The sequence below is a fragment of the Rhodothermales bacterium genome, assembly GCA_039944855.1.
Taxonomy (GTDB): domain Bacteria; phylum Bacteroidota; class Rhodothermia; order Rhodothermales; family JANQRZ01; genus JBBSMX01.
Window position 1 is genome coordinate 240,903 of the sequence record JBDUXZ010000024.1, and the last position, 25,893, is coordinate 266,795.

Below are 25,893 nucleotides of genomic sequence, written 5' to 3' on the forward strand. Positions count from 1 at the left end.
ATCTTCCGTCGCGTCGTATAGGCGATGTGCAAGCGGGCACGTACTTTGCCTGTACGTGATTCCCACGCCGTTCCCGGTTCATCTCTCGTCTCGGAAGCGGAAATTTTTAGACTCGCTTCTCGAGATCGCCCCCTCTGGCTCTCCCTGAGCCCCGGCCCCTCTACTCCGGGATCCCTGCACCGTGTTGAGCACCGTGCAGGCACGCCCGCCGATCTGGCAGAGATTATCTCGCGCAGATCGAGAGGTTCGTACCCCTGATTTCAGGCTCGTACGACGTCCCCGACAGCGCAGCTTTGCTCGCGAAGCCCCGGCTCAAGCCGCACGCCTTCGCATCAGCCCTCTTTGTATGACCACGTTCCACTCGCTCGGCCTCTCCGACTCCCTCCTTCGCGGCGTCGTCGACGCCGGCTACACCACGCCCACGCCGATCCAGGCAGCGGCGATTCCTACGGCCCTCTCCGGTAGAGATCTCACCGGCTGCGCGCAGACCGGAACCGGCAAGACCGCTGCCTTCGTGCTGCCGATGCTCGACCGTCTCGCGGCGAATCCTTCTCAGGCGAAGCGGCGGCCCGTCCGCGCCCTCGTCGTCGCCCCGACGCGCGAGCTCGCGCTGCAGGTCGAAGCGGCCGTCCGCACCTACGGCAAGTTCACGGGCCTCCGCAGCGTCGCCATCTTCGGCGGCGTCGGAATGGGGCCGCAACTCCAAGCCTTGCAGCGCGGCGTCGACATCGTCAGCGCGACGCCGGGCCGCCTGCTCGACCACATCGGGCGCGGTACGCTCGACCTCTCCCGTGTCGAGGTTCTCGTACTCGACGAGGCCGACCGGATGTTCGACATGGGCTTCATCAACGACGTGCGGAAGATCGTCGCGAAACTCCCGCGCGAGCGGCAGACGCTGCTGTTCTCGGCGACGATGCCGCCCGCGATTCAGGAGCTCGCCGCGAGCATCCAGCGCAAGCCCGAGTTCGTCGAGGTCGGCCAGCGGCGGAACCCGGCGGAGTCGGTCACGCAGTACATCTACCCCGTCGCGCAGACGCAGAAGATGGACCTCCTGCTCCACGTCCTCCAGACCGAGGCCGTCGAGAACGTGCTCGTGTTCTCGCGGACGAAGCACCGCGCCAACCGGATCACGAAGAAGCTCGAGCAGCGCGGCTTCGCTGCCGCCGCGATTCACTCGAACCGCTCGCAGAACCAGCGCCAGCGCGCCCTCGCCGACTTCAAGCGCGGCGACGTCAAAGTCCTTGTGGCTACCGACATCGCCGCCCGTGGGATCGATGTGGACGGGATCTCGCACGTGGTCAACTTCGACACGCCGAACATGGCCGAGGATTACATCCACCGCATCGGCCGCACCGGCCGCGCCGACGCCACGGGCGACGCGCTCACGTTCGTCTCGGCCGACGAGGAGGACTACCTCCGCAACATCGAGAAGCACACCGGCCGCCGCTTCGAGCGCAGCACCTACGCCGACTTCGACTACACCGCGCGCGGCGAGGCCGAGCCGCCCCCGGCTCGCTCCAGCAACGGGCGCGGCGGATCGTCCTCCCGCAACGGGGGCCGTCCAAAGTCGCAGGGCGGCGGGCAGCCGAAGTCGAAGCAGCGCCGCCGGCGGTAGCGGGTTTCGCCGAGGATTCCCGACGCTCGGCCCGCGGCCTTCGTACCTTTTTGCACCGTCCGTAGGGGCGCAGCATGCTGTGCCCCTACGCCATTTCCACCGACCCCGACCCCGACGTGAGCGACCAGAAAATCATCTTCTCCGCCGTCGGCGTGAGCAAGAGCTACCGCCCCGGCCAGTACGTCCTCAAGGACATCTACCTCTCCTTCTTCTACGGCGCCAAGATCGGCGTGCTCGGGCTCAACGGCGCGGGCAAGTCGTCGCTCCTCCGCATCATCGCGGGGCTCGACCCGAAGTATGACGGGACGATTCAGTCGGACAAGGGCATCACGTTCGGCTACCTCCCGCAGGAGCCGGAGCTCGACGCGGCGAAGACCGTCCGCGAGGTCGTCGAGGAAGGGGCGAAAGAGGCCGTCGGGCTGATGAAGGCCTATGAGGCCGTGAGCGCCCGCTTCGCCGAGGAGGACGCCGACTTCGACGCCCTCATGGAGGAGCAGGGCAAGCTGCAGGAGAAGATCGACCACCTCGACGCGTGGGACATCGACTCCAAACTGGAGATGGCGATGGACGCGCTCCGCTGCCCGCCGCCCGAGACGCCGATTCCCGTCCTCTCCGGCGGCGAGCGACGCCGCGTCGCGCTCGTCCGCCTCCTCCTCCAACGGCCCGACGTGCTCCTGCTCGACGAGCCGACGAACCACCTCGATGCCGAGAGCGTGGCGTGGCTCGAAGGCCACCTCGAGCAGTACGAAGGCACCGTCATCGCCGTGACGCACGACCGCTACTTCCTCGACAACGTCGCCGGCTGGATCCTCGAACTCGATCGCGGCAAGGGCATCCCGTTCGAGGGCAACTACTCGTCGTGGCTGGAGCAGAAGCAGGGCCGGCTCGCCATCGAAGAGAAGCAGGCGTCGAAGCGGCAGAAGGCGCTCCAGCGCGAACTCGAATGGGTGCGGCAGAACGCGAAGGGCCGCCGCGCCAAGAGCAAAGCCCGCATCGCGAACTACGAGCAGATGCTCCAAGAGCAGCAGGAGGGCCGCCACGAAGACGTCGAGATCTTCATCCCGCCGGGTCCCCGGCTCGGCGACATCGTCGTCGAGGCGAAGGACGTGGCGAAGGGGTTCGGCGACCGGCTGCTCTACGAGGATCTTACCTTCAGCCTCCCGCCCGGCGGCATCGTCGGCATCATCGGGCCGAACGGCGCGGGCAAGACGACGCTGTTCCGCATGATCACCGGGCAGGAAGAGCCGGACTCCGGCACGTTCAAAATCGGCGACACCGTCGAGCTCGGCTACATTGACCAGGACCGCCCGCTCGACCCGGAGAAGACGGTGTATCAGGAGATCACGGGCGGGACGGAGTTCATCCAGCTCGGCAACCGCGAGGTCAACGCCCGCGCCTACGTCGGCCGGTTCAACTTCGCAGGGCAGGACCAGCAGAAGAAGACGACGGAGCTCTCCGGCGGTGAGCGCAACCGCGTCCACCTCGCGAAGATGCTGAAGGAGGGCGCCAACGTCCTCCTCCTCGACGAGCCGACGAACGACCTCGACGTGAATACACTCCGCGCGCTCGAGGAGGCCCTCCTCAACTTCGCCGGCTGCGCCGTCGTGATCTCGCACGATCGCTGGTTCCTCGACCGCGTCGCCACGCACATCCTCGCGTTCGAGGGCGACAGCGAGGTCCGCTGGTTCCCCGGCAACTACTCGGAGTACGAAGAGGACCGCCACGCGCGACTCGGCTCGGCGGCCGACATCCCGAAACGGATCAAGTACCGCCAGCTCACGCGGTAATCAGCGCGGCGAACGAAACGAGCGGCCACGGGGGATTCCTTCCGTGGCCGCTCTCGTTCATGCCCGTTGTGGTCGGGGTAAAGCGCGTGCGCCGTATGCTTACGAGGTCACCCGACTCCGACGCTCATGGACACCTCGCTCTCGCGCCGCGCGTTCCTCAAGCACGCCGGCATGGCCGCCGCCGCGGCCCCGCTCCTGCTCCGTTCCCCGTTCATGGTGCGCAAGCCGCACGGCGTCGTCATCGGAGCGGGGCTGTCCGGGCTGGCGGCGGCGCACACGCTGCGCCGGGCCGGGTGGGACGTCACGGTGCTCGACGCGCGCAACCGGATTGGAGGGCGCGTCTTCTCCCACCGCTTCGCCGAAGCGCCCGACCTCGTCTGCGAACTCGGCGGAGAGTGGATCGGGTTGAGCCACGAGCGGATGCAATCGCTCTGTCACGAGTTTGGGCTCGACTTGAAGGATCACCGCTTCACCTTCTCCCTCATGCAGAACGGGAGTGTGCGTCGGCCCGACGCGTGGGGCTTCTCGCCGGAGGCCGTTGCCGCGTTCGAGCGGCTCCGCCACACCTTCGAGGGGCTCGACGAGGCGAGCGCGGCAGCGATGGACCGGGTCGATTGGTGGACGCTGCTCCAGGAAATCGGCTTTTCCCAAGATGACCTGCTCCTGCGCGACCTCATGGACTCGACCGACTTCGGCGAGTCGATCCGCCACGTCTCGGCCTATGCGGCGGCGGCCGAGTACTTCGAGTCGAGCCCGGACAACGAGATGGACTTCAAGATCGTCGGTGGCAACAGCCGGATCGTGAATGCCCTCGCGGACCGGGTCGGACGGGAGGCGATCCAACTAGGCCGATTCGTCACCGCGATCCGGCAGCGGGACGGGGGCGTGGAGGTGACGGCAGGAGATAGGACCTTCACCGGCGATGCGTGTGTCTGCACGGTGCCGGCGCGGATGCTGACGGACATCGTATTCGATCCGCCGCTGCCCGAGGCGCAGATTCAGGCCGCGCGGGCGTTGCAGTATGCTCGCATCGTCAAGAACCAGGTCCTCTTCGCCGAGCGGTTCTGGGGATCGGAGCCCTTCTCGCTCGTCAGCGACGTCACCTCGCACTACTACTTCCACAGCACGAACGGGCAGGCGGGAGAGGCCGGCATCCTGTGTAGCTACGCCGTCGGCGAGAAGGCCGATCTCCTCGCCTCGCAGGGCGACGCACGCCGCCAGGCCATCATCACCGGGGAACTGATCCCGCTGGAGCCTCGGGCACCCGAACTGGCGCGCGGCATCGCCTCGTACGCGTGGCAGCGCGACCCGTACACGCGGGGCGCCTATGCCCTCTACCGGCCGGGGCAGTGGTTCACGGTGCGGCCTCTCCTGGCAGAGCCGCACGGCAAAGTCGTCTTCGCGGGCGAGCACCTCGCGGACTGGCAGGGCTTCATGGAAGGGGCCGTCAACACCGGCGAGGACGCCGCTACGATGCTACTCGACTGACTCGACCCCGTCTGAGCGGTGGGGCTAGCCGGCTGTGAAACCAATGGCGCGGTGCGTGCCGTCGCAGAAGGGCTTGTTCTTCGACGCGCCGCACCGGCAGAGCGCGAGTTTGACGCCGTGGCCCGTCGCGCCGTCAGCCGCCGTCACCGTTGCCGGCCCTTCGACGACGAACGGGCCGTCTTTGAGCGCCGTCACGCGGAGAGGCGTGCCCGGCGTCGGCGCATCGGCGAGGAGAGCGCCGGACGTGCCGAGGGCGCCGGGGTCTTCGAACGCATCGAGGTGACTGTTGTCGCAGAGCGGTTTGTTAGTGGAGCGACCGCAGCGGCAGAGCGCGACGCGCGTGTCGTGGAGCACCTCGTTGCCGTCGGCGTCGATAAGTGTCACATCGCCGTGGAGGTAGAGCGGGCCGTCGGCGGCGACGGTGATCGCGTTGTGCTCGGGCACGGATTCCTCGGGGCCGCCGTCGTGTCGCGCGTAGTGGAGCGCCCCGGTCGGGCATCGCTCGACGACTTCCGCGACGGCGTCCGCCCCGGCCTGCTCGGGCTCGATCCACGGTCGGCGTCCGGGGTTGAACACGCGGGGTAAACCGTGGACGCAGGCCTCGACGTGGATGCACCGTTTCCCATCCCACGTCACGGTGAGTTGGTCGCCGTCGAACGTGTAAACCTTCGTTTTCATAGTAGGCAGGGGCCGGGTGAATACGGTGCGGAGCGCGGCTCTAAGGTAGGGGAGACGCCTCCATCGCGCATGCTCCGCCGGGTCCGATATGCGGAAGGCCGATTCAGCGGAATCGACGGGGTGACGCAAAGCTGTCACGGGGACTTCGTAGGCTGCGCGTACCGGTGGGAGCCTCCCGCCACACGTATCCCATTAGCCGTCAATCGCCATGACCCGCCGCATCAACCCGCTCAGCCGCCGCCCCCAGCAGCGCCGCCTCGTGATGGCCGTTCGCGGCGCCGCCGGCGCTGGCAAGAGCGTTTTCGCCGCCTCCCTCGCCGACGCCGACCTCGGCCGCCTCTGCTTCTTCGACACGGAACGGAAAGGCCGCCTCCTCCCCGGCGCCGACGGCTCCGCGTTCGACGCCATCGAAGTTCGCCACCCCGACGAACTGCCCGAGTTCATCGACTGGGCCCTCGACGGCGAAGGCCGCGAGCAGGGCTACGGCTGCTACGCCCTCGACTCGTGGGCGATGTACTTCGGACGCAAGCACCGGCAGACGATCCAGGCCGTACGCGCCCGAACCGACGATCCGACGGCGCAGCCCTCCGCCGAAGAGCTGCAGTCCGACCAGCTCGTGCTTCAAGAAGTGCTCCGCCGCCTCTGCGTCGACTCCGGTGCCTGCGTTGTGATCACGGATCAGATCGCGGCGAAGGGGAAGGAGGAACAGGAGGAGAACCAGCTAGGCCGCGTGCTGCCGCTCACCACGGGCGGGCTCGAGTATTTCGTCGACGTGATGGTGGAGCTGTCCCTCCGCGTGGATGGGTTCGAGCAGGTTCGCGTGGCGACCGTCGTGAAGTCGAACGTGCCGGCGCTGCCGGTCGGGCTCGAAGTCGTGAATCCCACGTTCCGCGCCTTCCTCGATCTCGTCGGCGAGGGGCCGCAACCGCAGGAGAGCGAGCAGCCCGAACTGCTGGACGAAGCGGCCCCCGTCGTCGCTCCGGCCGGCCCGACTGTGGACGACCTCCTCGCTGCCGCGGCATCGTGTGGCGTGGACCGCGCCGCGCTCCTCGTCGCCGCCCGCCACTACTGCGGCGTCGCCGATCTCGACCGGCTCACGCCGGAGCAGGTCGCGAGTCTGCTCGACCGGATGCGGTCACGCTACGGTGCCGGCGGCGATTCGGCCGGGGTGTCCGGGGACGACGTGGAGGTCAGCGCTCCGAAGCGGAGAAGCCGAGCCGCATAGTCGGCGAGCGCTCGCGGCGTCGGCGCGACAAAACGAGGAGGAAATATCAACGGGTGCGAGCGGGGCGACACTATTCTGTCCCGCTCGTACCCGTCGGGGGCTTGCACGCATCAGCATCCACCCCCGATGAAGAAGTACCTCCGTCAAATGCTCGGCCTCCGCTCGCTTGTGCTGTCCGTGCTTGCGGCGTACTTGCTGCTCTCGCTCAGCGTCCGAGCGGCGCAGTACATGACCTTGGCTCCCGAAGGAACCCTTGTCGAGCTCGTCGTCGGCCGCGTCGTGCCAGGGCTGATGAAGTAAGAGAACGCGTGCCCCTCACGAACTGCTCTCCGCGCGGAAGCGCGGGGTTGAGAACGACCCGCTGCGATGGGAGGAGGGTAGGGGTGGCGCTTCGTTCTCACTGAAGCGCGTGGCGGTCGCAGCCTCATAGCGCGACATCGCTTCGCGGTAGGACCTCATCGCGTCCTCCATTCGGTCGGAGAGGCGCGCGAGCTCCTGACGCAGAAGGTCGTGATCTCTCACACGCTCGTGCATCGTGCGTGCGTGCACGGAGCGGAGGTGCACTTGAGCGACCTGCAGCTCGTGGTACGCGACTTCGAGGTCTCGGTATGCCGACGCGATCTCGACCCCAGGGCCTGGTAAGGTGGTGTAAGCCATAGCAATGGAGGCTTGGTGTCTCATTAATCTAACCCGAAGCCATACCGATTGATAGGGCAAGTCGTTGTACTGAACCCTGGGGGATTCCCCGTATGTACCTAGGGGGATAGCACTAGAAATAGAGTCGCCATAAGCGCCGCGGTGGCTCGTCGGCATGATGTGCCGTGGGAAAACGGCTGCTGAATGCGACGACGGCGAGTTATAGACAGGGCCACCCGATGGTGGCCGGGTGGCCCTGAAGCCCGGCCGGTGGGGCGCCGGGCATATCGGTACGAGGCAAGCGCTCGGTGCTACTTCGGATCGGCACCGTCGTTGGGGAGGCCACCGTTGTAGCGCTGCATGTGTGCCTCGATGAACCACAGCCCTCGGTCGGCGACGTGCGTGATTTGGTCGTAGAGGTCGGTCGTGCCGGGGTCTCCGATCTCGTCGGCCTTGCCGTTGTCGGTACGGATGTGCTTCGCGTACTCGGCCCAGCGGTCGGCGAGCGTCGTCATGAACGAGGGGTCGTCGGGGGCGTTGTCACTCTCGTCGGCGCCGGGGAAGGGGGAGATCCGGGAGTCCTGGGCGGCCATGCGGACGGTGCCGCGGGCGTAGCCGCCGAGGAGGGCGACGCGCTCGGCGACGAGGTCGGCGGGCTCTTCGAGCTTCTCGGCCAGTTCGTCGTAGAGGAGGTGGAGTTGGTAGAAGTCCTTGCCCTTGACGTTCCAGTGCGCCTGCTTCGTCTGCGAGTAAAGGTCGCTGGTGTCGGCGAGGGTCTGGTTCAGAAGGCCGATGAGCTTGTGCCGCTTCGCTTCGGAGATGTCGATGCGGGTGGTGTACGGCGTCGCGCTCGCCGCTTTCTTGCCGTTGGTCTTGGTAGCCATGGGGGAGAGGAGATCGGTGAACAGAAGGGAGGCGCGGCGTAACGCAGCCGCAGGGTTGTATAGCGCCGAGGCCCGACGAGCGTTCCGCCTCGCGCGAGGTCTTAGTACCGAATCCACGGGAGTTGCTACTGCTTCGGCGCGAGGCCGCGAAGCGCCGGCGGAGCACTGGCCAGTGCCGCGCCGACATCAGCATGGAGCCGGTCGCCGAAACGGGCGGCCGAGCCGATCATGGGCAGGTGGGAATCGGGTCACGTTCGGTACACAGGGTCAGCATTTAAGGAGGGCTGAAAAATGGCGGATACATACATGACCCCTGCCGGCAGGGGCGCTTCCCTGCGCTGCCTGATTCCCCGTACGGCTGATGATCCCTCAAAGCGTGACCCCATTCGGGCATTGGAACGGCCTCGCCGAGGTCCACCGCGACACGTACCGCGTCTTCTGCGTGATCGCAGGGGTGCTGAACCCCGTGTTCGGACTCGTCTATCAGGTCACCGATCCCGGTGCGATCGATCCGCTCTGGGGCCGGTTCGCGCTCTCGGCCCTCTCGCTCCTCCTGCTGTCGCTCTCGTACATGGTGCCGTGGGTGGAGGCGAACTTCATCGTCCTCGTCCGCGGGTACTTCTACGTGCTGATGGCCAACATCGTCGGGCTGACGATGTTGAACGGCTTCTCTTACCAGTACGCGCTGGGGATGCTGTTCGGGTTCACCGCGATGGGCGTGGCGTTTGGACTCGGCCTGAGTAAGCGCGCGGCGCCCCTCGTACGGTTCCTCGTCACGGTCGTCGCGCTGGCGGTGGGGGCCGGGCTCCTCGTGCCCGAACCCGAGGCGAACCTGTGGATCGTGTGGGTGTGTGCGGCTTCGACAGCCCTCATCATTTACGTCGTGGCGTACGCGAAGATCAGGGGGGACGAGTCGGCTGAGGCGTCGGAGCACCGGTACCGGACGCTCATGAACGCGGCCAGCGACGCGATCCTCATCGCCGACCCCAGTACCGGCGGGCTGATCGATGCCAACGAGAAAGCGCGTGAACTGCTCGGGCGCCCCCTCGAAGAGGTCCGGCGGATGCGGATCGCCGAGGTGTTTCCTTCGGAGGAGCGGGCGCGCTACGTCGCCCTCTTCGAGGCGCAGGTGTTCAAGAAGGAGCCCATCACGGAAGACCTCTTCATCGTGGGGCGGACAGGGGAGAGCATCCCCGTCGACGTGAGTGCGAGCCTCGTGGACGTGGATGGGCGGAAGCTGATCCAGGCCATCTTCCGCCGCCACCGCTACGAAGAGCAACTCATCCAGGCTAAGGAGCGCGCGGAGGAACTCCTGCGTCTGAAGACGAGCCTCCTGAACAACATGAGCCACGAACTGCGGACGCCGCTGACGGCGATCCTCGGGTTCGCCGAACTGCTCGAAGAGGAGGCCGAGGGGGAGCAGCAGGAGCACGCCCGCGTGATCTCCAATAGCGCGAAGCGGCTCTACGAGACGGTCACGTCGGTCCTCGGCCTCGCACAGCTCGAAGGCGGGACCTCGGCCATGACGCTGCGTCCGCTCGATGTGTCCAGCCACGTCGCGGAGTCCGTTGACCTCTTGCGGCCGTTGGCCGATCGGAAGGGGGTCGGGCTGCGCGTGGTACGCCACGAGGCCGACGCCTGGGCCGAGGCCGACGAGCCGGCCCTGAGCCGCGTCATCAACAACCTCGTCGGCAACGCCATCAAGTTCACGGAGAAGGGGGGGACGGTCGCCGTGATCGTGGACGCCGACGACGGCCACGTCCGGGTTCGGGTGCAGGACACCGGCGTCGGGATCAGCGAAGCGTTCCTGCCCCGGCTCTTCGAGGAGTTCCGGCAGGAGTCGACGGGGCTGGCGCGCTCGCACGAAGGTAGCGGGCTCGGCCTGGCAATCACGAAACGACTCATCGAGCAGATGGGAGGAACCATCGAGGCGGAGAGCACGAAGGGGACCGGATCCGTTTTTACCGTCAAGCTCGGCCGGGTGCCGGCCGCTACGCCGGTCAGCATGCCGAGGCTGCCCGTGGTTCCGCAGGCCTCGCGCAAACGCATCCTGCTGGTGGAGGACAACGCGGACACCCGCCACATCGTGCGGCACCGGCTCCAGTCGCTCTGCCACGTGGATGTCGCCTCAGACCCGACGCGGGCGCTCGAACTCGCAGCCCAGCATCACTACGACGCGTTCATCCTCGACATCAACCTCGCCGCTACGCAGGACGGCATCGGGCTGCTCTACTCCCTCCGCCGCATGCGGCGGTACGAGCACACGCCGAGCGCGGCGCTGACGGCCTACGCGATGCCGGGAGACGAGGAGTGGTTCCGGGCCGTCGGCTTCGACCATTACCTCAGCAAGCCCTTCACGAAGCAGCAACTCTTCCACCTCTTCATGGACCTGTTCCCGCGCGAGACGGCGTCACTCGCCGCGCAGAACACCTCTCACCCCACCTACACCCATGCCTAGCTCTAGCCAGCTCGCCACGTCTCTCGCAGCCTCCGTGCTGCCGTCCCCTGACGCCGCGCTCTCCATCGGGCAGCACCTCGCCTACGTCGAGCGCATGGTAGAGCGTGGGGGGCCGACCCCCGAGGAGTACGCCTCGTTCGACCGATGGCTCGCCCACGTCGCGGCGGATCTCCGGGCCGGCCGGATGTCCGAGGGCGAGCTCCGCACGCTCCACGAGTCCTTCGGGCGCGCGCTCTCGCTCGAGACGAACCAGGGGCTGAGCCTCCGCAAGCCCCACGGCTACCCCGGCGACTACGAAATCATCGACCGGATCTACCGGGAGCACACGACCGACGATCCCACGTTGCGGAACTGGGACCTCTATTTCCACACGCAGGCGGCCCCACGCGCCGTACGCAACCGGAAGGCCTATTTCGTCGGCCTCCTCGAAGCGCTCCTCAAGGGAAGCTCCCGAGCCGATATGCTGTCGGTGCTGAACGTGGCGAGCGGCCCGGCCCGCGACATCTTCGAGTTCTTCGAAGGCAGCGGCTACGACGACCGCGTCCAGTTCGAATGCGTGGACTCCGACTCCGCGGCGATCGCCTACGCGCGGCGCCTGTGCGGCCCGTACCTCGACCGCATCGTGTTTCGGCAGGCGAACGCGCTCCGGTTCACCTCCGAACGCCGCTTCCGGCTCGTATGGTCGGCCGGGCTGTTCGACTACTTCGGGGACGACGGGTTCAAGTTCCTGCTCCGCCGGCTCCTCGATATGCTCGACGAAGAGGGCGAACTCGTCATCGGCAACTTCTCGCAGGAGAACGCGACGCGGGATTACATGGAGGTGATGGGGGACTGGAACCTGTACCACCGCAGCGAGGACGAACTCCGCTCGCTCGCGGAGGCGTGCGGGGTGGCCGACGAGGACGTGCGCATCGGTCGGGAACCCGAAGCCGTGAACCTCTTCCTCCACGTAAAACGCGGGAGCACCTTCATCGACCTCCCGGCCCCGGCTCTACGCCGCCGGGACCGTCGGCTGGGCGTTCCCATCACGAACCCGCGGCGCAGATGAGCCCGGCCGGGGAGGGATCCGCTAGGCCCACGGGCTGAGGAGCCACCCGAGCACGGCCCCACCGAGCACGATCCACACGGCGTTGACCTTGAACCGCAACGCCGCAACCGCCGCGAGCCCCGCGATCACCCACGCCGGCCACGAGACGAGGACGTCCACGCCGAGCTGGATCGTCACGGCCGCCATCAGCGCAACGGCCGCCGCGTTCACCGCGTCGAGGAACGCCGAGAGCCAGACGGACTGGCGCAGCTTCGGGATCAGCGGATTCAGCATCAGCACGAACAGGAACGACGGCAGGAAGATGCCGAGCGTCGCGACGGCCGCGCCCGGCACGCCCTCGATGAGGTAGCCGATGAACGTCGAGGTCGAGAGCACGGGCCCCGGCGTGAACTGACCAATCGCGATCGCGTCGAGGAGCTGGGCCTGGGTGAGCCAGCCGTAGTCCTCGACGAGCCCGCCTTCGAGGAAGGCGACGAGGACGTAGCCCGAGCCGTAGAGCACCGCGCCGACCTTGAGGAAGAAGAAGAACAGCTTCCACAGCGAGACGCCCGCCGCCGCGCCGACGGCCGCGCCCGCCGCGCCGCCCACCGTGGGGGCGGCGCTCTGGAGGAAGAGGATGGGGAGGAAACGGTCGGCCGTCCGCGCGCTGTCGTAGCCCGCCGCGCGGAGCCAGAGCGTGCCGAGCAGGCCGCCCGCTAAGAGCGCCCACACCTCGCCGAGCCCGCCGAGCACGGCCGCTGCCACGGCCACCGCGAGCAGGGCGAACCGCCACCCCTTGATCGCTTTCTTTCCGAGTTTCCACAGCGCCCCGAGGATGATCGCGATCACGGCCGGCTTGATCCCGTAGAGGAACGGCTCGACGGCGGGGAGCGCGCCGTAGCGGACGTAGGCCCACGCCGCCAGCCCCGTCAGGAGGACGGCCGGGCCGATGAAGCACGCGCCCGCCACGAAGAGCCCGCGCGGCCCCGCCCGCTCGTACCCGACGTGCATCGTCATCTCCGTCGAGTTCGGGCCGGGGATGAGGTTCGTCGCGCCGATGAGGTCGAGGAAGTGCTGGCGGCCGATCCACTTCCGGCGCGTCACGAACTCGTCCTCCATCATCGCGATGTGCGCAGCCGGGCCGCCGAAGGCTATAAATCCGAGCTTGAGGAAGACGCCGGCGATCTCGGCGAGACGGCCGTTTGGAGACGGCGTGTCATGGTCGGTGGTGGCCATGCGGAGCAGGAGGCGAACGGGAGGGGCGTGCGGCGAGGAGCCAACATAATGAGGACGGGCAGACGTGATTCGACCGGCTCACGGCACGGGCCGCGCGCTCCGTACCCACCACTCCCATCGGACGACTACAGCCCCGCGCCGCGTCGACGTGAGGCACCGAAGCTAACGCGCGGCCGTCTCTCTCTCCGATCTCGAATAGGGGAGGAGGACGGTGAACACGGTGCCGGCGTTCTCCTCGCTCTCCACGGAGATCGTCCCGCCCAGCATTTGGACGAGCCGCTGTGTGATCGCTAAGCCGAGCCCGTTCCCTTCGAAGCGGCGGCCCTCGCCCTCCGATTCCTGTCGGAACGCCTCGAAGAGCAGGGGGAGGAAGGAGGCCCTAATCCCGATGCCGGTGTCCGCTACGCGAATCTCGACCCCCTCATCTCGTTCCGTCAGCGTGACGGCTACGTGACCGGCCTTGGTGAACTTGATCGCGTTCGAGACGAGGTTCGTTACGACCCGGCCGAGTGCGCCCTCGTCCGTAAAGAGGCGGACGGGGGAGGGCGGGAGCGCTACGTCGAGAGCGATGCCCTTCTCATCGGCATGCTGTTGAAGCAGGGCTGCCGTGGTCGATATCACCTCCCGCACGTCGGTCTCCGCGAGGTCGACCCGGCGCTGTCCCGCTTCCAACTGCGCGAGGTCGAGCACGGAGTTGAGGGTCTCGAGTAGGCGTCGGCCGCTTTGCCCGATGCGCCAGGCGAACTCCTCGTGATCCCCGCCGGGGTCGAGCCGCGCCGACTCCTCGGCGAGCACCTCCGCGAACCCGATGATCCCCGTGAGGGGCGTCCGGATCTCGTGGCTCATGTTGGCGAGGAGGGTGCTCTTCAGGCGGGCCGCTTCCTCGGCGTGCTGCCGCGCCGCGTCGGCGGCCTCGGCGGCTTCGACGAGCGCTTGCTCGTGGGCCCTCTCATCGGTCACGTCGAGGACGATACCGAGCATGCGAACCGGCCGCCCGTCTTCGTCCAACCGGATGCGGCCGATGGAGCGGAACCACCGGGCTTCACCGTCCGGGCGAGAGATCTGGTATTCGTGATCTAGCTGTGGCGTTTCGCCCTCGGCCGCCTGCTGGAGCGCGATTTCCGTGGCCGCGCGGACGCGGCCCTGATCGTCCGCCGTGAGCAGGTCGTAAAAGGTGGTCTCCTTCAGGTCGAGGGGGGCAGTGATGCCGTAAAGGGCGAAGGTTTGCGCCGACCACACCGTTTCCTGCGTCCGCAGATCGACGTCCCACGTGCCCATCCGGGCCGCATCGAGGGCGAGGCGGAGCCGCTCTTCGCTCCGGTGGAGGGCCTCTTGGTCCTGCTTCTGCTCCTCAATGTCGGCGCACGTGCCGACCCAGCCGAGGAAGTCAGATCCGTTGTGGACGGGGACGGCGCGGACGTAGAACCGGTGGTAGGGCCCGTCGTGCCGTCGGACCCGGTAGACGGTGGTGTAGGGGGTGCGATCCGCGAGGTGCGCCGTCCACTCCTCGGTCACGCGGGGGGCGTCGTCCGGGTGAAGGGCCTCGGCCCATCCCCAGCCCGCGACCTCTTCCGCCGACTGCCCGGTGAACGCACTCCAGTCGCTACTCAGCTCCGTCACCTCGCCGGTCGCGTCGGCCACCCATACCACCTGGGCCGTCGCCTCGACGAACGAGCGGAACCGGAGTTCGCTCTCGCGGAGCGCGCGCGCCGCTGCGTACCGCTCCGAAACGTCGCGGACGATCGCCTGCACCTCGTCCGCGCCCGTCGGCACGATGCGGGCTTCGAAATGCCGCACATCGCCGCTCCGGGTGGTGAGGTCGTAGTCGACCTCCTGGAGGCGGCCGGAATCGAGCGCGAGGCCGATGGCCGCCAGCAACCGCTCCGCCAGCGGAGCCGACAGGACTTCGGTGACCGCCCTGTTCAACACCTCCTCGACGGTGGATTGCAGCAGGGTCGGGTCGGACGCGTTGAGGTCGAGGATCGTGCCGGAACGGGAGATGCGGAAGAAGAGGTCGGGCGTGGCCTCGACGAGGCCGCGATGGCGGGACTCGCTGAGCCGGAGCTCCTCCTCGGTCTGCTTCTGTGCCGTGACGTCGAGCACGACCCCGTTCCACCGCAGCCGCCCGTCGCTGAGTTGCGTCGGGTGGGCGTGGGCCGATAACCAGCGCACCTCGCCGGCACCGACGGTGCGGCCTTCCCACGTCCACGGAGTCATCGCCGTCCTGTTCGATGCGAGCGAGGCGAAGAGCGATGCGACGTCGTCCGGGTGGACTGTGGCGTGGAGGAGGGGGACGAGCTCTTCCGGCTGCTCCTCCAGCGTCGTGAGGTCGAGGCCTACGTCGCGGCCCAAACCGGACCGCACGAAAGGGAAAGAGAAGGTGCCGTCGCGTTCTACGATGCATTGGAAGACCACGCCGGGCACATTGTTGACGACGGCTTCGAACCGGTCGTTCGCCTCCCGCAGCGCCTGGGTCTGCGCTTGCAATGCCTCGTACGACTGCTGGCGTTCGGTGATGTCCCGAGCCGTCCCGCACAACCCGATGAGCGCTCCGGCGTCATCGGAGAGCGCGGTCCCGTAGAACTCGTAGGGGATCCTGCGCCCGTCCTTCATCACGCCGACAGCCTCCACAACCGCGCTGCCCGTTCGAATCACCCGCTCGATGGCCTCCAACACGCGGACCTGGTCGGGCTCATCGAAGAAGTCGGTGGGCTGCATCTGCCGGATCTCGTCTTCCGAATACCCGCTGACCTCCTCCACGCTTCGGTTCCACTCGACGAGGCGCGCGTCGAGGTCCAGCACAAAGAAGAGGTCGGCGATCGTGTCTGTGGACGCTTGCACGAGGGCCTGGCGAGCCGCGTGCTTCCGCTTCTGTTCGTCGAGTTGGAGCGCGTGCTCGCGCCGAACGAGCTCGTCCGTAAGCACGGCAGCGAGCTCGAGCAAGGTGTCCTGGTCGGCGTCGCTCCACGCCCGCGGGACGGTGTCGAGGACGCAGAGCGATCCCAGCACCTCCCCCTGCGGCGTGCGGAACGGTACACCGAGGTAGGCTCCGACCTCGATGCCATCCTTTGCGAGGTTGTCGCGCACGAGCGGGATCTCTGCCGTATCGACGACGACGAAGGGAGCACTGCGCGCGACGACGTGCTGGCAGAACGAGTGGGAGAGGGGGAGCGTCCGCCGATGCGCGAGGCCTACCGCGCTCTTCATGAACTGCCGCTGCGGATCGACGAGCGTGACGAGGGCGACCGGCGCTCGGAGAACGCGAGCAGCGAGGCGGGCGATCCGGTCGAACGCCTCCTCGGGCTCAGTGCCGAGCAGGCCGCTGCGGTGGAGGGCGTCGAGCCGGCACGGCGCGCGGAGGGCATCTCCGGCATCGCGGCTCGCCGACGGTGGATTGGCGTCCCGCAGCTCGCCCTCACGGGAAGAATGGGGAGACTTCGGCGACGCTTTTTCCTGCTCCACGGGTCGTAGGTATATAGAAAACAACAATCAAAAATTGGCCCTGACCCACTCGTGCTCCGGTGACAAACAATATGCCGGTCCGATGGGGACGGGGCGCCCTCGTCGGGATCACTCGGAGTTGCACCACCGTGCCGATGGGTGCAGGGAATGTAATCGAGTGAGGAGGAGCGATGCGGCGAATATACCAGGGTTATGTGATGTATGCCATCGCATTACGCCTGCACAAGTGCTGCGTATCGCCCGGTGGAATCGCGCCGAGACTGCTGCCGCAGAGACCGGGTCCGCGCGCCCACGGAGTCTCGCACCGAACGCAGAACGCCGGCCCCCTGAGAGAGGGCCGGCGTTCTGCGTTGTAGCGGGGGCTGGATTCGAACCAGCGATCTTCGGGTTATGAGCCCGACGAGATACCACTTCTCCACCCCGCAGGGTGTCGCGTTGTTTTCGCGAGGGACCCCATGGTACACAATCCGGCGCGTGGATGCAAGCCGTCGCAGGGTTGATGCCACGAAGCTTCCATGAACCCCGGCTCCGGTTCTGCCTGCGGGCGCAGTGAAGCCAACGGGAGAGCCGTGCGCCTTGCAACCTGGCGAGGATCGGCACGAGGGGAGAGCTGTAAGGATCAGCGATCTACCGGGTATAAGGGGCCCTTGGGCGTGTGGCATGACCGTTGATAAGTCGGGGGAGGAGGTCATTCGCTCCCGACTCTTTCGCCGCTATGCCTACCGCCATGTCGCCTCCGGCTGAGAGCCCGCACTCGCTCGAGGCCCGCTTAGCGCTTGCTGCGCATCGAGAAGGAATCGCGCCTGCCGAAGCGGCTGATCGCCTTGCTGCCACCGGCCAAAGCGTACTCCCGCGGGACGAGGGGGAGGGGGCGCTCGTGGCAGCCTTGATCGGCGTCCCGGCCATCACTCTCGAAAAACGGTGGCGGGCGCGGCGGCGGCGGCGGGAGGCGGCGTAAACTGTGCGAATGCGAAGCCTCGCCTACCGGATCAGCCTGGGATACGTGCTCCTCACCGCCGTTACGGTCGCGGTCGGAGTCTACGCGGCCCTCCGGTTCGTGGACCTCGGGGGATCGGTCGGCCGCGTGCTCGAGGAGAACTACCGGAGCGTGCTCGCGGCCGAGAACATGATGGAGGAACTGGAGCAGCAAGAGGGCCTCCTCCTGCGGGCGCAGAACGGCGACGAGCGGGCGCGGACGGCCTTCGCCGCGCGGCGAGCCGAGTTCCTGCAGTGGTATGGGGAGGCCGAACGGAGCATCGCCCTCCCGGAAGAACCGGCCCTGCTCGACAGCATCGGCCAGGCGTACGCCGCGTTCACGGCTTCGGCCGACTCCCTCCTCGCTCGCGCCGGGACGGACTCCGTAGGCGGGGCAGCCCGCCCGGACCGCGTGGACCCGGCGGCCGCCCGCCTCCGAGCGCTGAACCTCCGCCTGCTGGACGTCAACCAGTCGGCGATGCTCGCCACACGCGCCCGGGTCGAACGCGACGCGTGGAGGGCGACGTGGGCCGTGCTCACGACGGCCGGCCTCGCCGCGCTCGCCGGCCTCGTTGGATCCCTCGCCTTCGTCCGCTCCGTGACGCGGCCGTTGCGCCGCCTCACCGAGAGCGTCCGCCGCGTCCGCCGCGGTCACCTCGACGAGCAGGTCACGGTGACGATGGACGACGAGGTGGGCGAACTGGGGCGTGCCTTCAACCAGATGACCGCGAGGCTGGCGGCCTACGAAGCCCTCAACGTGCAGGCCCTCACCGCGGAGCGGGATCGGGCCGAGGCCGAGCGCCGGAAAGCCGAGTCGCTCGTCGAGGCGATGCCGAGCCCGGTGGTGGTGACGGACGGCGAGGGGCGGGTCGTGCTGCTGAACGGTGCGGCCCATCGCCTTTTCCAGACCGAGGACGCCTCGGCACGTTGGGAGGGGGAGCCGCTCGCCGCTGTTGCGCCCGCGTTTGCTCGGCGGCTCGACGAGGGGGCGGCGGGCAGCGAGGGCGCTCTCATCGACATCGCGTTCGACGGCACGACCCACACCTACCGCCCACGCCGGACGACCGTACGCGGTGCCTCGGGCGTCGTGCTGCAGATCGCCCTGTTGGAGGACGTGACGCCGTTTCAAGCGCTCGACCGGGCGCGGCGCGAGTTCATCGCCACCGTCAGTCACGAGCTTCGCACGCCGCTCACGTCGCTGGGCGTCGCACTCGACCTCCTGCTCCGTGACCTCGTCGGCCCGCTCGCGCCCGCGCAGCGGGACCTCGTCGAGACGGCGAAGGCCGACCAGGACCGGCTGAAGCGGCTCGTGGCCGACCTCGTCGCGCTGGCCCGATTGGAGGCGGGGGAAGGCAGGGCGTCCGAGCCGGTGGACATGGCGAGCGCCGTCGCGACGGCGCTCGACGGGCTGCGGCTGCCGGCGCAGGAGGCGAGCGTGGAACTGGCTTCCCCTCTCGGAGACGAGCCGCTGTTCGTGCGGGGCGACGCGCAGCAGCTCGGTTGGGTACTCACGAACCTCGTCGGCAATGCCATCCGGCACGCCCCGCCGGGGACCGTCGTGACGGTGCGCGGCCGCCACGAGGACGGAGCCGTCCGGGTCGAGGTGGAGGATCAGGGGCCTGGCGTGCCCGCCGAGGCGGCGGAGCGGATCTTCGACCCGTTCGTGCAGGTGGACACGGGGGAGCACCGCCCCGGCAGCGCCGGCCTCGGCCTCTCCATCGCACGCCGCGTCGTGGAAGCGCACGGCGGGCGGATCTGGGCCGATCCCCATGCGGGTCACGGGCTCTTCGTCTTTACCCTTCCCTCGGAACCCTTCTCTTGATCCCGTCCTGTTGATGGAGCCCCTCCCCGAACCCGCCGCCCCAACCGTGCTCGTCGTCGACGACGAGCCGCACGTGCTGAAGACGGTCGAGGCGGCGCTCCGTGCGTTTGGCTACGCCGTCGAGGCGTTCGCTCGGCCCCAGGACGCGGTGGCGGCGGTCGCGGCGGGCGGGCCCGGCCGCTACGACCTCGCGCTCGTGGACCTCATGATGCGGCCGATGAACGGGCTGGAGGTTCTTGACCACCTCCGCGAGCGAGCGCCGGAGACACCCGTCGTGATCGTGACGGCGCACGGGACCGTCGAAACCGCCGTCGAAGCCGTGAAGCGGGGCGCGTTCCACTACCTCGCCAAGCCGTTCGAACTCGACGAACTCCGCCTCCTGGCCGAGCGGGCCGTCGAGCACGGCCGGCTCCGCCGCGAGGTGGTCCGCCTCCGGGCAGAGCTCGCGAGCGACCGTAGCGGGACCGCAATCGTGACGCGGGACCCGGCGTTCCGCGAAACGCTCGACCTCGCGGAACGGGTCGCTGAGAGCCCACTCCCCGTGCTCATCCAGGGGGAGAGCGGGACGGGGAAGGAACTCGTCGCGGCGCTCGTCCACGCACGGAGCGGGCGGGCGAAGGGGCCGCTCGTCAAGGTGAACTGCGCGGCCCTCCCCGAGAGCCTCCTCGAGAGCGAGTTGTTCGGCCACACGAAAGGGGCGTTTACGGGGGCGATGAAGGACCGGCAGGGCCGGTTCGAGACGGCCCACGGCGGGACGCTCTTCCTCGACGAGATCGGAGAGATCCCGACGAGCGTTCAGGCCAAGCTCCTCCGCGTGCTGCAGGAGAAGACGTTCGAGCGGGTGGGGGAGAGCCAGCCCCGGAAAGTCGACGTCCGCGTGATCACCGCGACGAACCGCAACCTGGAGGCGGCCATGCGCGAGGGGACATTTCGGGAAGACCTCTACTACCGACTGAACGGCGTCCGCCTCCGCCTCCCCCCACTCCGCGAGCGCCCCGACGACGTGCCCCTCCTCGTGACGCACTTCGCCGCCCGGGCCGCCGAGCGCTACGGCGACGCGGTGCCGGAGGTCGGGGCCGAAGCGATGCGGGCGCTCCGGGCGTACGCCTGGCCGGGCAACGTCCGCGAGCTGGAGAACGTCGTCGAGCGGGCCGTGCTGCTCGCGCGCGGCGGCGCCGTCGAAGTCCGTCACTTGCCCGAGGAACTGCGCGAGGTGCCGGAAGAGGCTGAAGGTTCTCTGACGCTGGAAGACGTCGAGCGCCGCCACATCGCCCGCGTGCTGGCCCAGAGCGACGGGTACGAGGAAGCCGCCCGCGTACTCGGGATCGACCCGGCGACGCTGTGGCGGAAGCGGAAGCGGTACGACCTCAGCTGAGGGCTCGTCCCGGGCCGCCTTGCATCCTGCACGATGGAGGGGCGCAAACGGCGGACGTCGGGCAGGAGCACCGTGCATCGTGCAAGGTGGGCGGGGAGGGCCGTGGCACGTGCGAGCCCAGAAACGGCGATACCAGGCGCTAGGACGCATGTCGAACGGATTGGCACACGCTTTGGCATAGAGAGGGAGGCCGCTCGAACGGCCGCAGCGAGCCGCCTGTCGCGGCTCACCCTCCGCTCCACGACCATGCCTAAGCGACTCCCCACCCCCAAGCACGCCCCCGCCATCCCGCTCAGCGGATCGGTGGTCAACCCGTTCCACATTACTCCTGCGCTCTCGGCCGCCCCGCGCGCGGCGGTGCAGGACAGCGCCGCCGCGCAGGCGCGCGAGGACCGCATCACGCACTACTTCTTCGTCGCGTACATGCTGCTCACCCTCCTCGGCGTCGCAGCGATGGGTTACGCGCTGCTGACGATGTAGGCCAAGCCACCTCTGCCCCTATTTCCATGAGCCTCTTCCTCGTCCTCTACGTAGCCGCGATCTGCGTCTGCACGGCCGCCATCGTCTACGGTCTCGTCCGCCCCGAGCGGCCTCGCTCGGCGAACGCTGCGGTGCATCCGCTCCACCCCGCCCCCTCCGCGGCGAAGCGGGCTCGCCGCCTCGCTGCGTGACCGCGATGCCGACCCTTCGGATCCGTAGCTAATGGGTGAACTCCTGGACCTCGTGCTCCACCTCGACGCGCACGTCGCGTTGCTCGTCCATACGGCCGGGCCGTGGGCCTACCTCGTGCTCTTCGCCGTGATCTTCTGCGAGACCGGGCTGGTGGTGACGCCGTTCCTGCCGGGCGATTCGCTCCTGTTCGCGGCGGGGGCCGTCGCGGCGCTTGGCGGACTTGACATAGACCTCCTTGCACGGCTGCTCTTCGTGGCTGCCGTCGCCGGGGACGCGGTGAACTACGCCATCGGGAAGCGGGTCGGACGCCGCGCCGCGCATCGGTGGGCGCGGCCGGAGCACCTCGCGCGGACCGAGGCATTCTTCGCCCGGCACGGCGGGAAAGCCGTCGTGCTCGCCCGGTTCGCCCCGATCGTCCGCACGCTCGCGCCGTTCGTCGCGGGGATGGGCGCGATGTCGTACTGGAAGTTCACGCTCTACAACCTGCTCGGGGCCGGGCTGTGGGTCGGCGGGTTCGTCTACGCCGGGTACTTCTTCGGTGCGGTGCCGTTCGTGCAGGAGCACTTCACCCTCTTCGTGCTCGGGATCATCGTGCTCTCGGTTCTCCCGGTGCTCGTCCGGGTGGTTCCGTTCGGCCGGCTGGTCCCGGTGCGGGCGGCATCGCGCGAGGCGGCATGAGTGGATCTACTCGCCAGAGCGTGGAGCAGTGGGGGAGCCGGGTCGGGCTCATCCTCGCGATGGCGGGCAACGCCGTCGGGCTCGGCAACTTCCTCCGGTTCCCCCGCCAGGCCGTCCTCAACGGCGGCGGCTCGTTCATGGTCGCCTACTTCGTGGCCTTGCTGCTGCTGGGCATTCCGCTGATGTGGGTGGAGTGGGGGCTCGGCCGTCACGGCGGCCGCTTCCGCAAGGGGCACGTCCCGGGCATGTTCGCAGCGGTGTGGAAGCACCCGGCGGCGAAGTACCTCGGCGTGCTCGGCCTCGTGATCCCGCTCGCCGTGCTGATCTACTACACGTACATCGAGAGTTGGACGCTCGCCTACACGTGGTTCTCGCTGACGCAGAACTACTGGGGGCAGGCCACGCAGGAGGCGATGATCGGCTACCTCCAGTCGTTCCAGGGCGTCGGCGACGGGCCGCGCGTGCACGGGGCGTGGATGCCGTTCGCGTTCTTCGCCGCCACGCTCTTCGTCAACATCTGGGTCGTCTCGAAGGGGATCTCCGGCGGGATCGAGCGGCTGGCGAAGATCGGGATGCCGGTGCTGTTCCTCTTCGCGATCGTGCTCGCCGTCGTTGTCTTCATGCTGCCGCCGGGGCCGGGCGGCGAGACGGCCGCCGACGGGCTGGCGTTCATCTACACCCCGAACCTCGCTGGGCTCTCCGACGCTAGCGTGTGGCTGGCCGCCGCAGGCCAGATCTTCTTCACGCTCTCGGTCGGGATGGGGACGCTCCAGGCCTACGCCTCCTACCTCTCGAAGCGCGACGATATCGCCCTCAACGGCCTCGCGACGGCGTCGACGAACGAGGCCGTCGAGGTCGTCCTTGGCGGTACGATCGCGATCCCGGCGGCCGTCGTGTTCTTCGGCGTCAGCGGGGCCGTCGCCGTCGCGGGCTCGGGCTCGTTCAACCTCGGCTTCGCCACGATGCCGGTCATCTTCCAGCAACTCCCCCTCGGGTCGCTCCTCGGATTCATGTGGTTCGGCCTCCTCTTCTTTGCCGGCATCACGTCGAGTGTCGCGATGGCGACGCCAATCCTCGCGTTCTTCCGCGAGGAGTTCGGCTGGCAGCGCGAGCGCGTGGCGTGGGGGCTGGGCGCCGTCGCCTTTACCCTCGGCCTGCTGCACGTGATCTGGCTGGAGTACGGCTTCCTCGACGAATGGGACTACTGGGCCGGGACGTTCGGCCTCGTCGTGTTCGCCGTCGTCGAAGTGATCCTGTTCGTGTGGGTGTACGGGCCGGATAACGCGTGGCGCTCGATCCACGAGGGCGCGGACATCCGCATCCCGCGCGTGTTCAAGTTCATCGTCACGTTCGTGACGCCGTGCTACCTCCTGTTCATCCTCGGTTGGTGGGGCGTGACGGATGCGCTCCCGATTCTGATGTTGGAGCAGGCGGCGGGCGGCGGGCCCGTGACGGAGGAGGCGCTGCCGTACGTCGTCGCCGCGCGCGCCCTGCTCGTTGCCATCGGCCTCGGGTTCCTGTGGCTGATCCGCATCGCGTGGAAGCGGAACGGCTACGACGACCGCGCCGGCTTCGCCGAGGTTGAGCCGGATACGCCGACTGAAACGCACCGCGCGGAGGTGCCGGCATGACGACGGGCGCACTCGTGTTCATGGCCGCGAGCTGGGTGTTCGTGCTCGGGCTGATGACGTGGAGCTTCTGGCGGGTCCTCCGCCCGAAGCCGAAATCTTCGACGGCCCAGCGGAACGGCCGTCTCCAACGATGACGACAGAGCGAAAGGGCCTCTCGCTGCACACGAAAATCCTCCTCGGCCTGGTGCTCGGCGCCGTCGCGGGAGGGCTCGCGAGCGCGCTCGGCGGCGAGGCGGCCGTGGGCCTCGTGACGGCGTACGTCAAGCCGGTCGGGACGCTGTTCATCCGGCTCATCACGATGATCGCAGCGCCGCTCGTCCTCGCGAGCCTCGTCGCGGGAGCCGCTTCCATCACGGACCCGCACGCGCTCGGGCGGATCGGCGGGAAGACGCTCGGGCTCTATCTCGCGACGACGGCCGTCGCCATCACGCTCGGGCTCGTGCTCGCCAACCTCATCCAGCCCGGCGTCGGGCTCCCGGCCGAGGTCAGCGCCCGCCTTCTCGCGGGCTACGGCGAGCAAGCCGCCGCCCGCATCGAGCGGGCCGAGGCGGTGTCGTTCGTGGACCAGCTCCTCGCGCTCGTCCCGACGAACCCGTTCGAGGCCCTCGCGACGGGCAACATGCTCCAGATCGTTGTGTTCGCGCTCATCGTCGGCCTCGCGCTGACCCGCGTCGCCCCGGCGAAGGCCGCGCCCGTGGTCCAGTTCTTCGATGGGTTCACGGATGTCCTCATCAAAATCGTCGAGGGGGTGATGCGGCTGGCGCCGGTCGGCGTGTTCGCCCTGATCGCGGCGGTGACGGCGGAGTTCGGGTTCGGGATTCTCGGCACGCTCGGGTGGTACTCGCTCGCCGTCGTGCTCGGGCTCGGGCTCCACACGTTCGGCGTCTACGGGCCGCTCGTGGTGCTGGGGACGCGGGGCCGGATGTCCCTCGGCCGGTTCTACCGAGGGCTGCGGAACGTCCAACTCCTCGCGTTCTCATCGTCGAGTTCGGCGGCGACGCTGCCGCTCACGCTGCGGGCGACGCAGGAGAAGCTGGGGGTGAGCGAGCGCGTGGCGGCGTTCGTGCTCCCGCTCGGCGCGACGATCAACATGGACGGGACGGCGCTCTACCAGGGCGTCGCCGCCGTGTTCATCGCGCAGGTCTACGGCCTCTCGCTCGGCCTCGCCGACCAGGCCGCGATCGTGCTCACCGCCACGCTGGCGTCGATCGGGACGGCGGCGGTGCCGGGCGCGGGCCTCGTGATGCTCGTCATCGTGTTGCAGACGGCGGGCATCCCGGTCGAGGGCATCGCGCTCATCTTCGGCGTGGACCGGGTGCTCGACATGTGCCGGACCGTCGTGAACGTAACGGGGGACGCGGCCGTCGCGACCGTCGTCGCGGCGTCGGAAGGGGAGCTCGACGCCCCACTGAAGGCCCCGGCGCACGACGCGGTGCTGGTCTGACGGCGGCGGATCCTCCCCAACGGTCGCCTGTATCGGAGAACCTCAGGCAGGCGTTCCCTCGGTGCACGTCTTCATTGCCTCTGCTCGCGGGCGTGGCCACTCATTCATCCCCCTTACGGCATGACCCTACCCACGATTCTCCTCTTTGTCTTCGGCGGTGCTTTTCTCATCGCCGGGGCCGAACTGCTGGTGCGGGGGGCGTCGCGCCTCGCGATCACGGCGGGGATCTCGCCGCTCGTCGTCGGGCTCACCGTCGTCGCCTTCGGCACGAGCGCGCCGGAGCTCGCCGTCACCGTCGGGGCTGCGGCCGCGGGCGAGGCCGATATCGCGGTGGGGAACGTGGTGGGGAGCAACATCTTCAACGTGCTGTTCATCCTCGGCGTCTCCGCCCTCATCACTCCGCTCGTCGTAGCGCATCAACTCGTGCGGCTCGACGTGCCCCTCATGATCGGGACGTCGGTGCTCGTCTTCCTTATTGCGCTCGACGGGTCCATCAGTTGGCTCGACGGCGTGCTCCTGATCGGGCTGATCGTCGCGTACACGCTTTTTCTGATCTATCAGAGTCGACGGGAGTCAGCGACGAAGGCGGCGAGCGGCGAGGCGGCGGAGCCGAAGCAGGACGGACCCTCGCGTCTTCTGAACGTCGCGCTCATCGGGGCCGGCCTGGTCTTGTTGGTCCTCGGCGCTGGGTGGCTCGTCGATGCGGCGGTGACGACGGCGACGGCGCTCGGCGTGAGCGAGCTCGTCATCGGGCTCACCATCGTGGCCGCGGGCACGTCGCTCCCCGAGGTCGCCACGTC

General features: G+C 68.4%; 20 protein-coding genes and 1 tRNA gene. 16 read left to right on the forward strand and 5 right to left on the reverse strand.

Annotation, left to right across the window (positions count from 1 at the left end):
- Positions 1 to 346: 346 nt before the first annotated feature.
- The 3 genes from ABJF88_13815 (at position 347) to ABJF88_13825 (ending at position 4,890) form a co-directional block, all read left to right on the forward strand.
- Complete coding sequence (locus ABJF88_13815; protein ID MEP0548007.1) at positions 347 to 1,615, forward strand: DEAD/DEAH box helicase; 1,269 nt, start codon at positions 347 to 349, stop codon at positions 1,613 to 1,615.
- Positions 1,616 to 1,689: 74 nt separating this feature from the next.
- Positions 1,690 to 3,402 carry an energy-dependent translational throttle protein EttA gene (gene ettA, locus ABJF88_13820; GenBank protein ID MEP0548008.1) on the forward strand — a complete coding sequence of 571 codons (1,713 nt, stop codon included), beginning with the start codon at positions 1,690 to 1,692 and terminating at the stop codon, positions 3,400 to 3,402.
- Between the two features lie 126 nt (positions 3,403 to 3,528).
- Positions 3,529 to 4,890, forward strand: coding sequence for an FAD-dependent oxidoreductase (locus tag ABJF88_13825; protein MEP0548009.1), 1,362 nt, complete (start codon positions 3,529 to 3,531; stop codon positions 4,888 to 4,890).
- Positions 4,891 to 4,914: 24 nt separating this feature from the next.
- On the opposite strand, the gene ABJF88_13830 is transcribed toward ABJF88_13825, so the two are convergent.
- A complete protein-coding gene (locus tag ABJF88_13830; protein MEP0548010.1) occupies positions 4,915 to 5,568 on the reverse strand; it encodes a CDGSH iron-sulfur domain-containing protein in 654 nt (217 codons plus the stop codon).
- A 208-nt stretch (positions 5,569 to 5,776) separates the two neighbouring features.
- Between ABJF88_13830 and ABJF88_13835 the strand changes: the two genes are divergently transcribed.
- Complete coding sequence (locus ABJF88_13835; GenBank protein MEP0548011.1) at positions 5,777 to 6,793, forward strand: hypothetical protein; 1,017 nt, start codon at positions 5,777 to 5,779, stop codon at positions 6,791 to 6,793.
- 126 nt (positions 6,794 to 6,919) lie between these two features.
- Entirely contained in the window at positions 6,920 to 7,093 is a 174-nt protein-coding gene (locus tag ABJF88_13840; GenBank protein MEP0548012.1) for a hypothetical protein, read from the forward strand.
- A gap of 647 nt (positions 7,094 to 7,740) precedes the next feature.
- Here ABJF88_13840 and dps read toward each other — a convergent pair.
- A complete protein-coding gene (gene dps / locus ABJF88_13845) occupies positions 7,741 to 8,313 on the reverse strand; it encodes a DNA starvation/stationary phase protection protein Dps (protein MEP0548013.1) in 573 nt (190 codons plus the stop codon).
- A 361-nt stretch (positions 8,314 to 8,674) separates the two neighbouring features.
- Here dps and ABJF88_13850 point away from each other — a divergent pair, with 361 nt between their 5' ends.
- Together ABJF88_13850 and ABJF88_13855 are read left to right on the forward strand one after the other, a co-directional pair.
- Entirely contained in the window at positions 8,675 to 10,771 is a 2,097-nt protein-coding gene (locus ABJF88_13850; protein ID MEP0548014.1) for an ATP-binding protein, read from the forward strand.
- Positions 10,764 to 11,819: a class I SAM-dependent methyltransferase gene (locus ABJF88_13855; protein ID MEP0548015.1), complete on the forward strand. Its 1,056-nt coding sequence runs from the start codon at positions 10,764 to 10,766 to the stop codon at positions 11,817 to 11,819. Before ABJF88_13850 ends, ABJF88_13855 begins: the two co-directional genes overlap by 8 nt.
- A 21-nt stretch (positions 11,820 to 11,840) precedes the next feature.
- On the opposite strand, the gene chrA is transcribed toward ABJF88_13855, so the two are convergent.
- The 3 genes from chrA to ABJF88_13870 all read right to left on the reverse strand — a co-directional run bounded on the left by chrA (position 11,841) and on the right by ABJF88_13870 (position 16,921).
- Positions 11,841 to 13,034 carry a chromate efflux transporter gene (gene chrA / locus ABJF88_13860; protein ID MEP0548016.1) on the reverse strand — a complete coding sequence of 398 codons (1,194 nt, stop codon included), beginning with the start codon at positions 13,032 to 13,034 and terminating at the stop codon, positions 11,841 to 11,843.
- Positions 13,035 to 13,196: 162 nt separating this feature from the next.
- Positions 13,197 to 16,496, reverse strand: a complete 3,300-nt coding sequence (locus tag ABJF88_13865) for a PAS domain S-box protein (GenBank protein ID MEP0548017.1) — start codon at positions 16,494 to 16,496, stop codon at positions 13,197 to 13,199.
- Between the two features lie 353 nt (positions 16,497 to 16,849).
- Positions 16,850 to 16,921, reverse strand: a tRNA-Met gene (locus ABJF88_13870).
- 542 nt (positions 16,922 to 17,463) lie between these two features.
- On the opposite strand from ABJF88_13870, the gene ABJF88_13875 reads away from it, so the two are divergent.
- The 9 genes from ABJF88_13875 to ABJF88_13915 all read left to right on the forward strand — a co-directional run.
- On the forward strand, positions 17,464 to 19,293 hold the full coding sequence (locus tag ABJF88_13875) for an ATP-binding protein (GenBank protein MEP0548018.1): 1,830 nt from the start codon (positions 17,464 to 17,466) through the stop codon (positions 19,291 to 19,293).
- 13 nt (positions 19,294 to 19,306) lie between these two features.
- A complete protein-coding gene (locus ABJF88_13880) occupies positions 19,307 to 20,668 on the forward strand; it encodes a sigma-54 dependent transcriptional regulator (protein ID MEP0548019.1) in 1,362 nt (453 codons plus the stop codon).
- Between the two features lie 246 nt (positions 20,669 to 20,914).
- A complete protein-coding gene (locus tag ABJF88_13885) occupies positions 20,915 to 21,148 on the forward strand; it encodes a hypothetical protein (protein MEP0548020.1) in 234 nt (77 codons plus the stop codon).
- Between the two features lie 26 nt (positions 21,149 to 21,174).
- Positions 21,175 to 21,339: a hypothetical protein gene (locus tag ABJF88_13890; protein MEP0548021.1), complete on the forward strand. Its 165-nt coding sequence runs from the start codon at positions 21,175 to 21,177 to the stop codon at positions 21,337 to 21,339.
- 31 nt (positions 21,340 to 21,370) lie between these two features.
- Positions 21,371 to 22,018, forward strand: a complete 648-nt coding sequence (locus tag ABJF88_13895) for a DedA family protein (protein MEP0548022.1) — start codon at positions 21,371 to 21,373, stop codon at positions 22,016 to 22,018.
- Positions 22,015 to 23,649, forward strand: coding sequence for a sodium-dependent transporter (locus tag ABJF88_13900; protein ID MEP0548023.1), 1,635 nt, complete (start codon positions 22,015 to 22,017; stop codon positions 23,647 to 23,649). Before ABJF88_13895 ends, ABJF88_13900 begins: the two co-directional genes overlap by 4 nt.
- On the forward strand, positions 23,646 to 23,783 hold the full coding sequence (locus tag ABJF88_13905) for a hypothetical protein (protein ID MEP0548024.1): 138 nt from the start codon (positions 23,646 to 23,648) through the stop codon (positions 23,781 to 23,783). Before ABJF88_13900 ends, ABJF88_13905 begins: the two co-directional genes overlap by 4 nt.
- Positions 23,780 to 25,093, forward strand: coding sequence for a dicarboxylate/amino acid:cation symporter (locus ABJF88_13910; GenBank protein MEP0548025.1), 1,314 nt, complete (start codon positions 23,780 to 23,782; stop codon positions 25,091 to 25,093). The genes ABJF88_13905 and ABJF88_13910 overlap by 4 nt, the downstream gene beginning before the upstream one ends.
- Positions 25,094 to 25,213: 120 nt before the next feature.
- On the forward strand, positions 25,214 to 25,893 hold a 680-nt coding region (locus tag ABJF88_13915), incomplete at its 3' end, for a calcium/sodium antiporter (protein MEP0548026.1).

Bases quoted from the DNA above. Each gene is read 5' to 3' on its own strand.
- ABJF88_13900 (MEP0548023.1), top strand. From the start codon at position 22,015: ATGAGTGGATCTACTCGCCAGAGCGTGGAGCAGTGGGGGAGCCGGGTC.
- chrA (MEP0548016.1), bottom strand. From the start codon at position 13,034: ATGGCCACCACCGACCATGACACGCCGTCTCCAAACGGCCGTCTCGCC.
- ABJF88_13875 (MEP0548018.1), top strand. From the start codon at position 17,464: ATGCGAAGCCTCGCCTACCGGATCAGCCTGGGATACGTGCTCCTCACC.
- ABJF88_13830 (MEP0548010.1), bottom strand. From the start codon at position 5,568: ATGAAAACGAAGGTTTACACGTTCGACGGCGACCAACTCACCGTGACG.
- ABJF88_13905 (MEP0548024.1), top strand. From the start codon at position 23,646: ATGACGACGGGCGCACTCGTGTTCATGGCCGCGAGCTGGGTGTTCGTG.
- ABJF88_13840 (MEP0548012.1), top strand. From the start codon at position 6,920: ATGAAGAAGTACCTCCGTCAAATGCTCGGCCTCCGCTCGCTTGTGCTG.
- ABJF88_13815 (MEP0548007.1), top strand. From the start codon at position 347: ATGACCACGTTCCACTCGCTCGGCCTCTCCGACTCCCTCCTTCGCGGC.
- ABJF88_13890 (MEP0548021.1), top strand. From the start codon at position 21,175: ATGAGCCTCTTCCTCGTCCTCTACGTAGCCGCGATCTGCGTCTGCACG.
- ABJF88_13885 (MEP0548020.1), top strand. From the start codon at position 20,915: ATGCCTAAGCGACTCCCCACCCCCAAGCACGCCCCCGCCATCCCGCTC.
- ABJF88_13855 (MEP0548015.1), top strand. From the start codon at position 10,764: ATGCCTAGCTCTAGCCAGCTCGCCACGTCTCTCGCAGCCTCCGTGCTG.
- ABJF88_13825 (MEP0548009.1), top strand. From the start codon at position 3,529: ATGGACACCTCGCTCTCGCGCCGCGCGTTCCTCAAGCACGCCGGCATG.
- ABJF88_13850 (MEP0548014.1), top strand. From the start codon at position 8,675: ATGATCCCTCAAAGCGTGACCCCATTCGGGCATTGGAACGGCCTCGCC.
- ettA (MEP0548008.1), top strand. From the start codon at position 1,690: ATGCTGTGCCCCTACGCCATTTCCACCGACCCCGACCCCGACGTGAGC.
- ABJF88_13910 (MEP0548025.1), top strand. From the start codon at position 23,780: ATGACGACAGAGCGAAAGGGCCTCTCGCTGCACACGAAAATCCTCCTC.
- dps (MEP0548013.1), bottom strand. From the start codon at position 8,313: ATGGCTACCAAGACCAACGGCAAGAAAGCGGCGAGCGCGACGCCGTAC.
- ABJF88_13880 (MEP0548019.1), top strand. From the start codon at position 19,307: ATGGAGCCCCTCCCCGAACCCGCCGCCCCAACCGTGCTCGTCGTCGAC.
- ABJF88_13895 (MEP0548022.1), top strand. From the start codon at position 21,371: ATGGGTGAACTCCTGGACCTCGTGCTCCACCTCGACGCGCACGTCGCG.
- ABJF88_13835 (MEP0548011.1), top strand. From the start codon at position 5,777: ATGACCCGCCGCATCAACCCGCTCAGCCGCCGCCCCCAGCAGCGCCGC.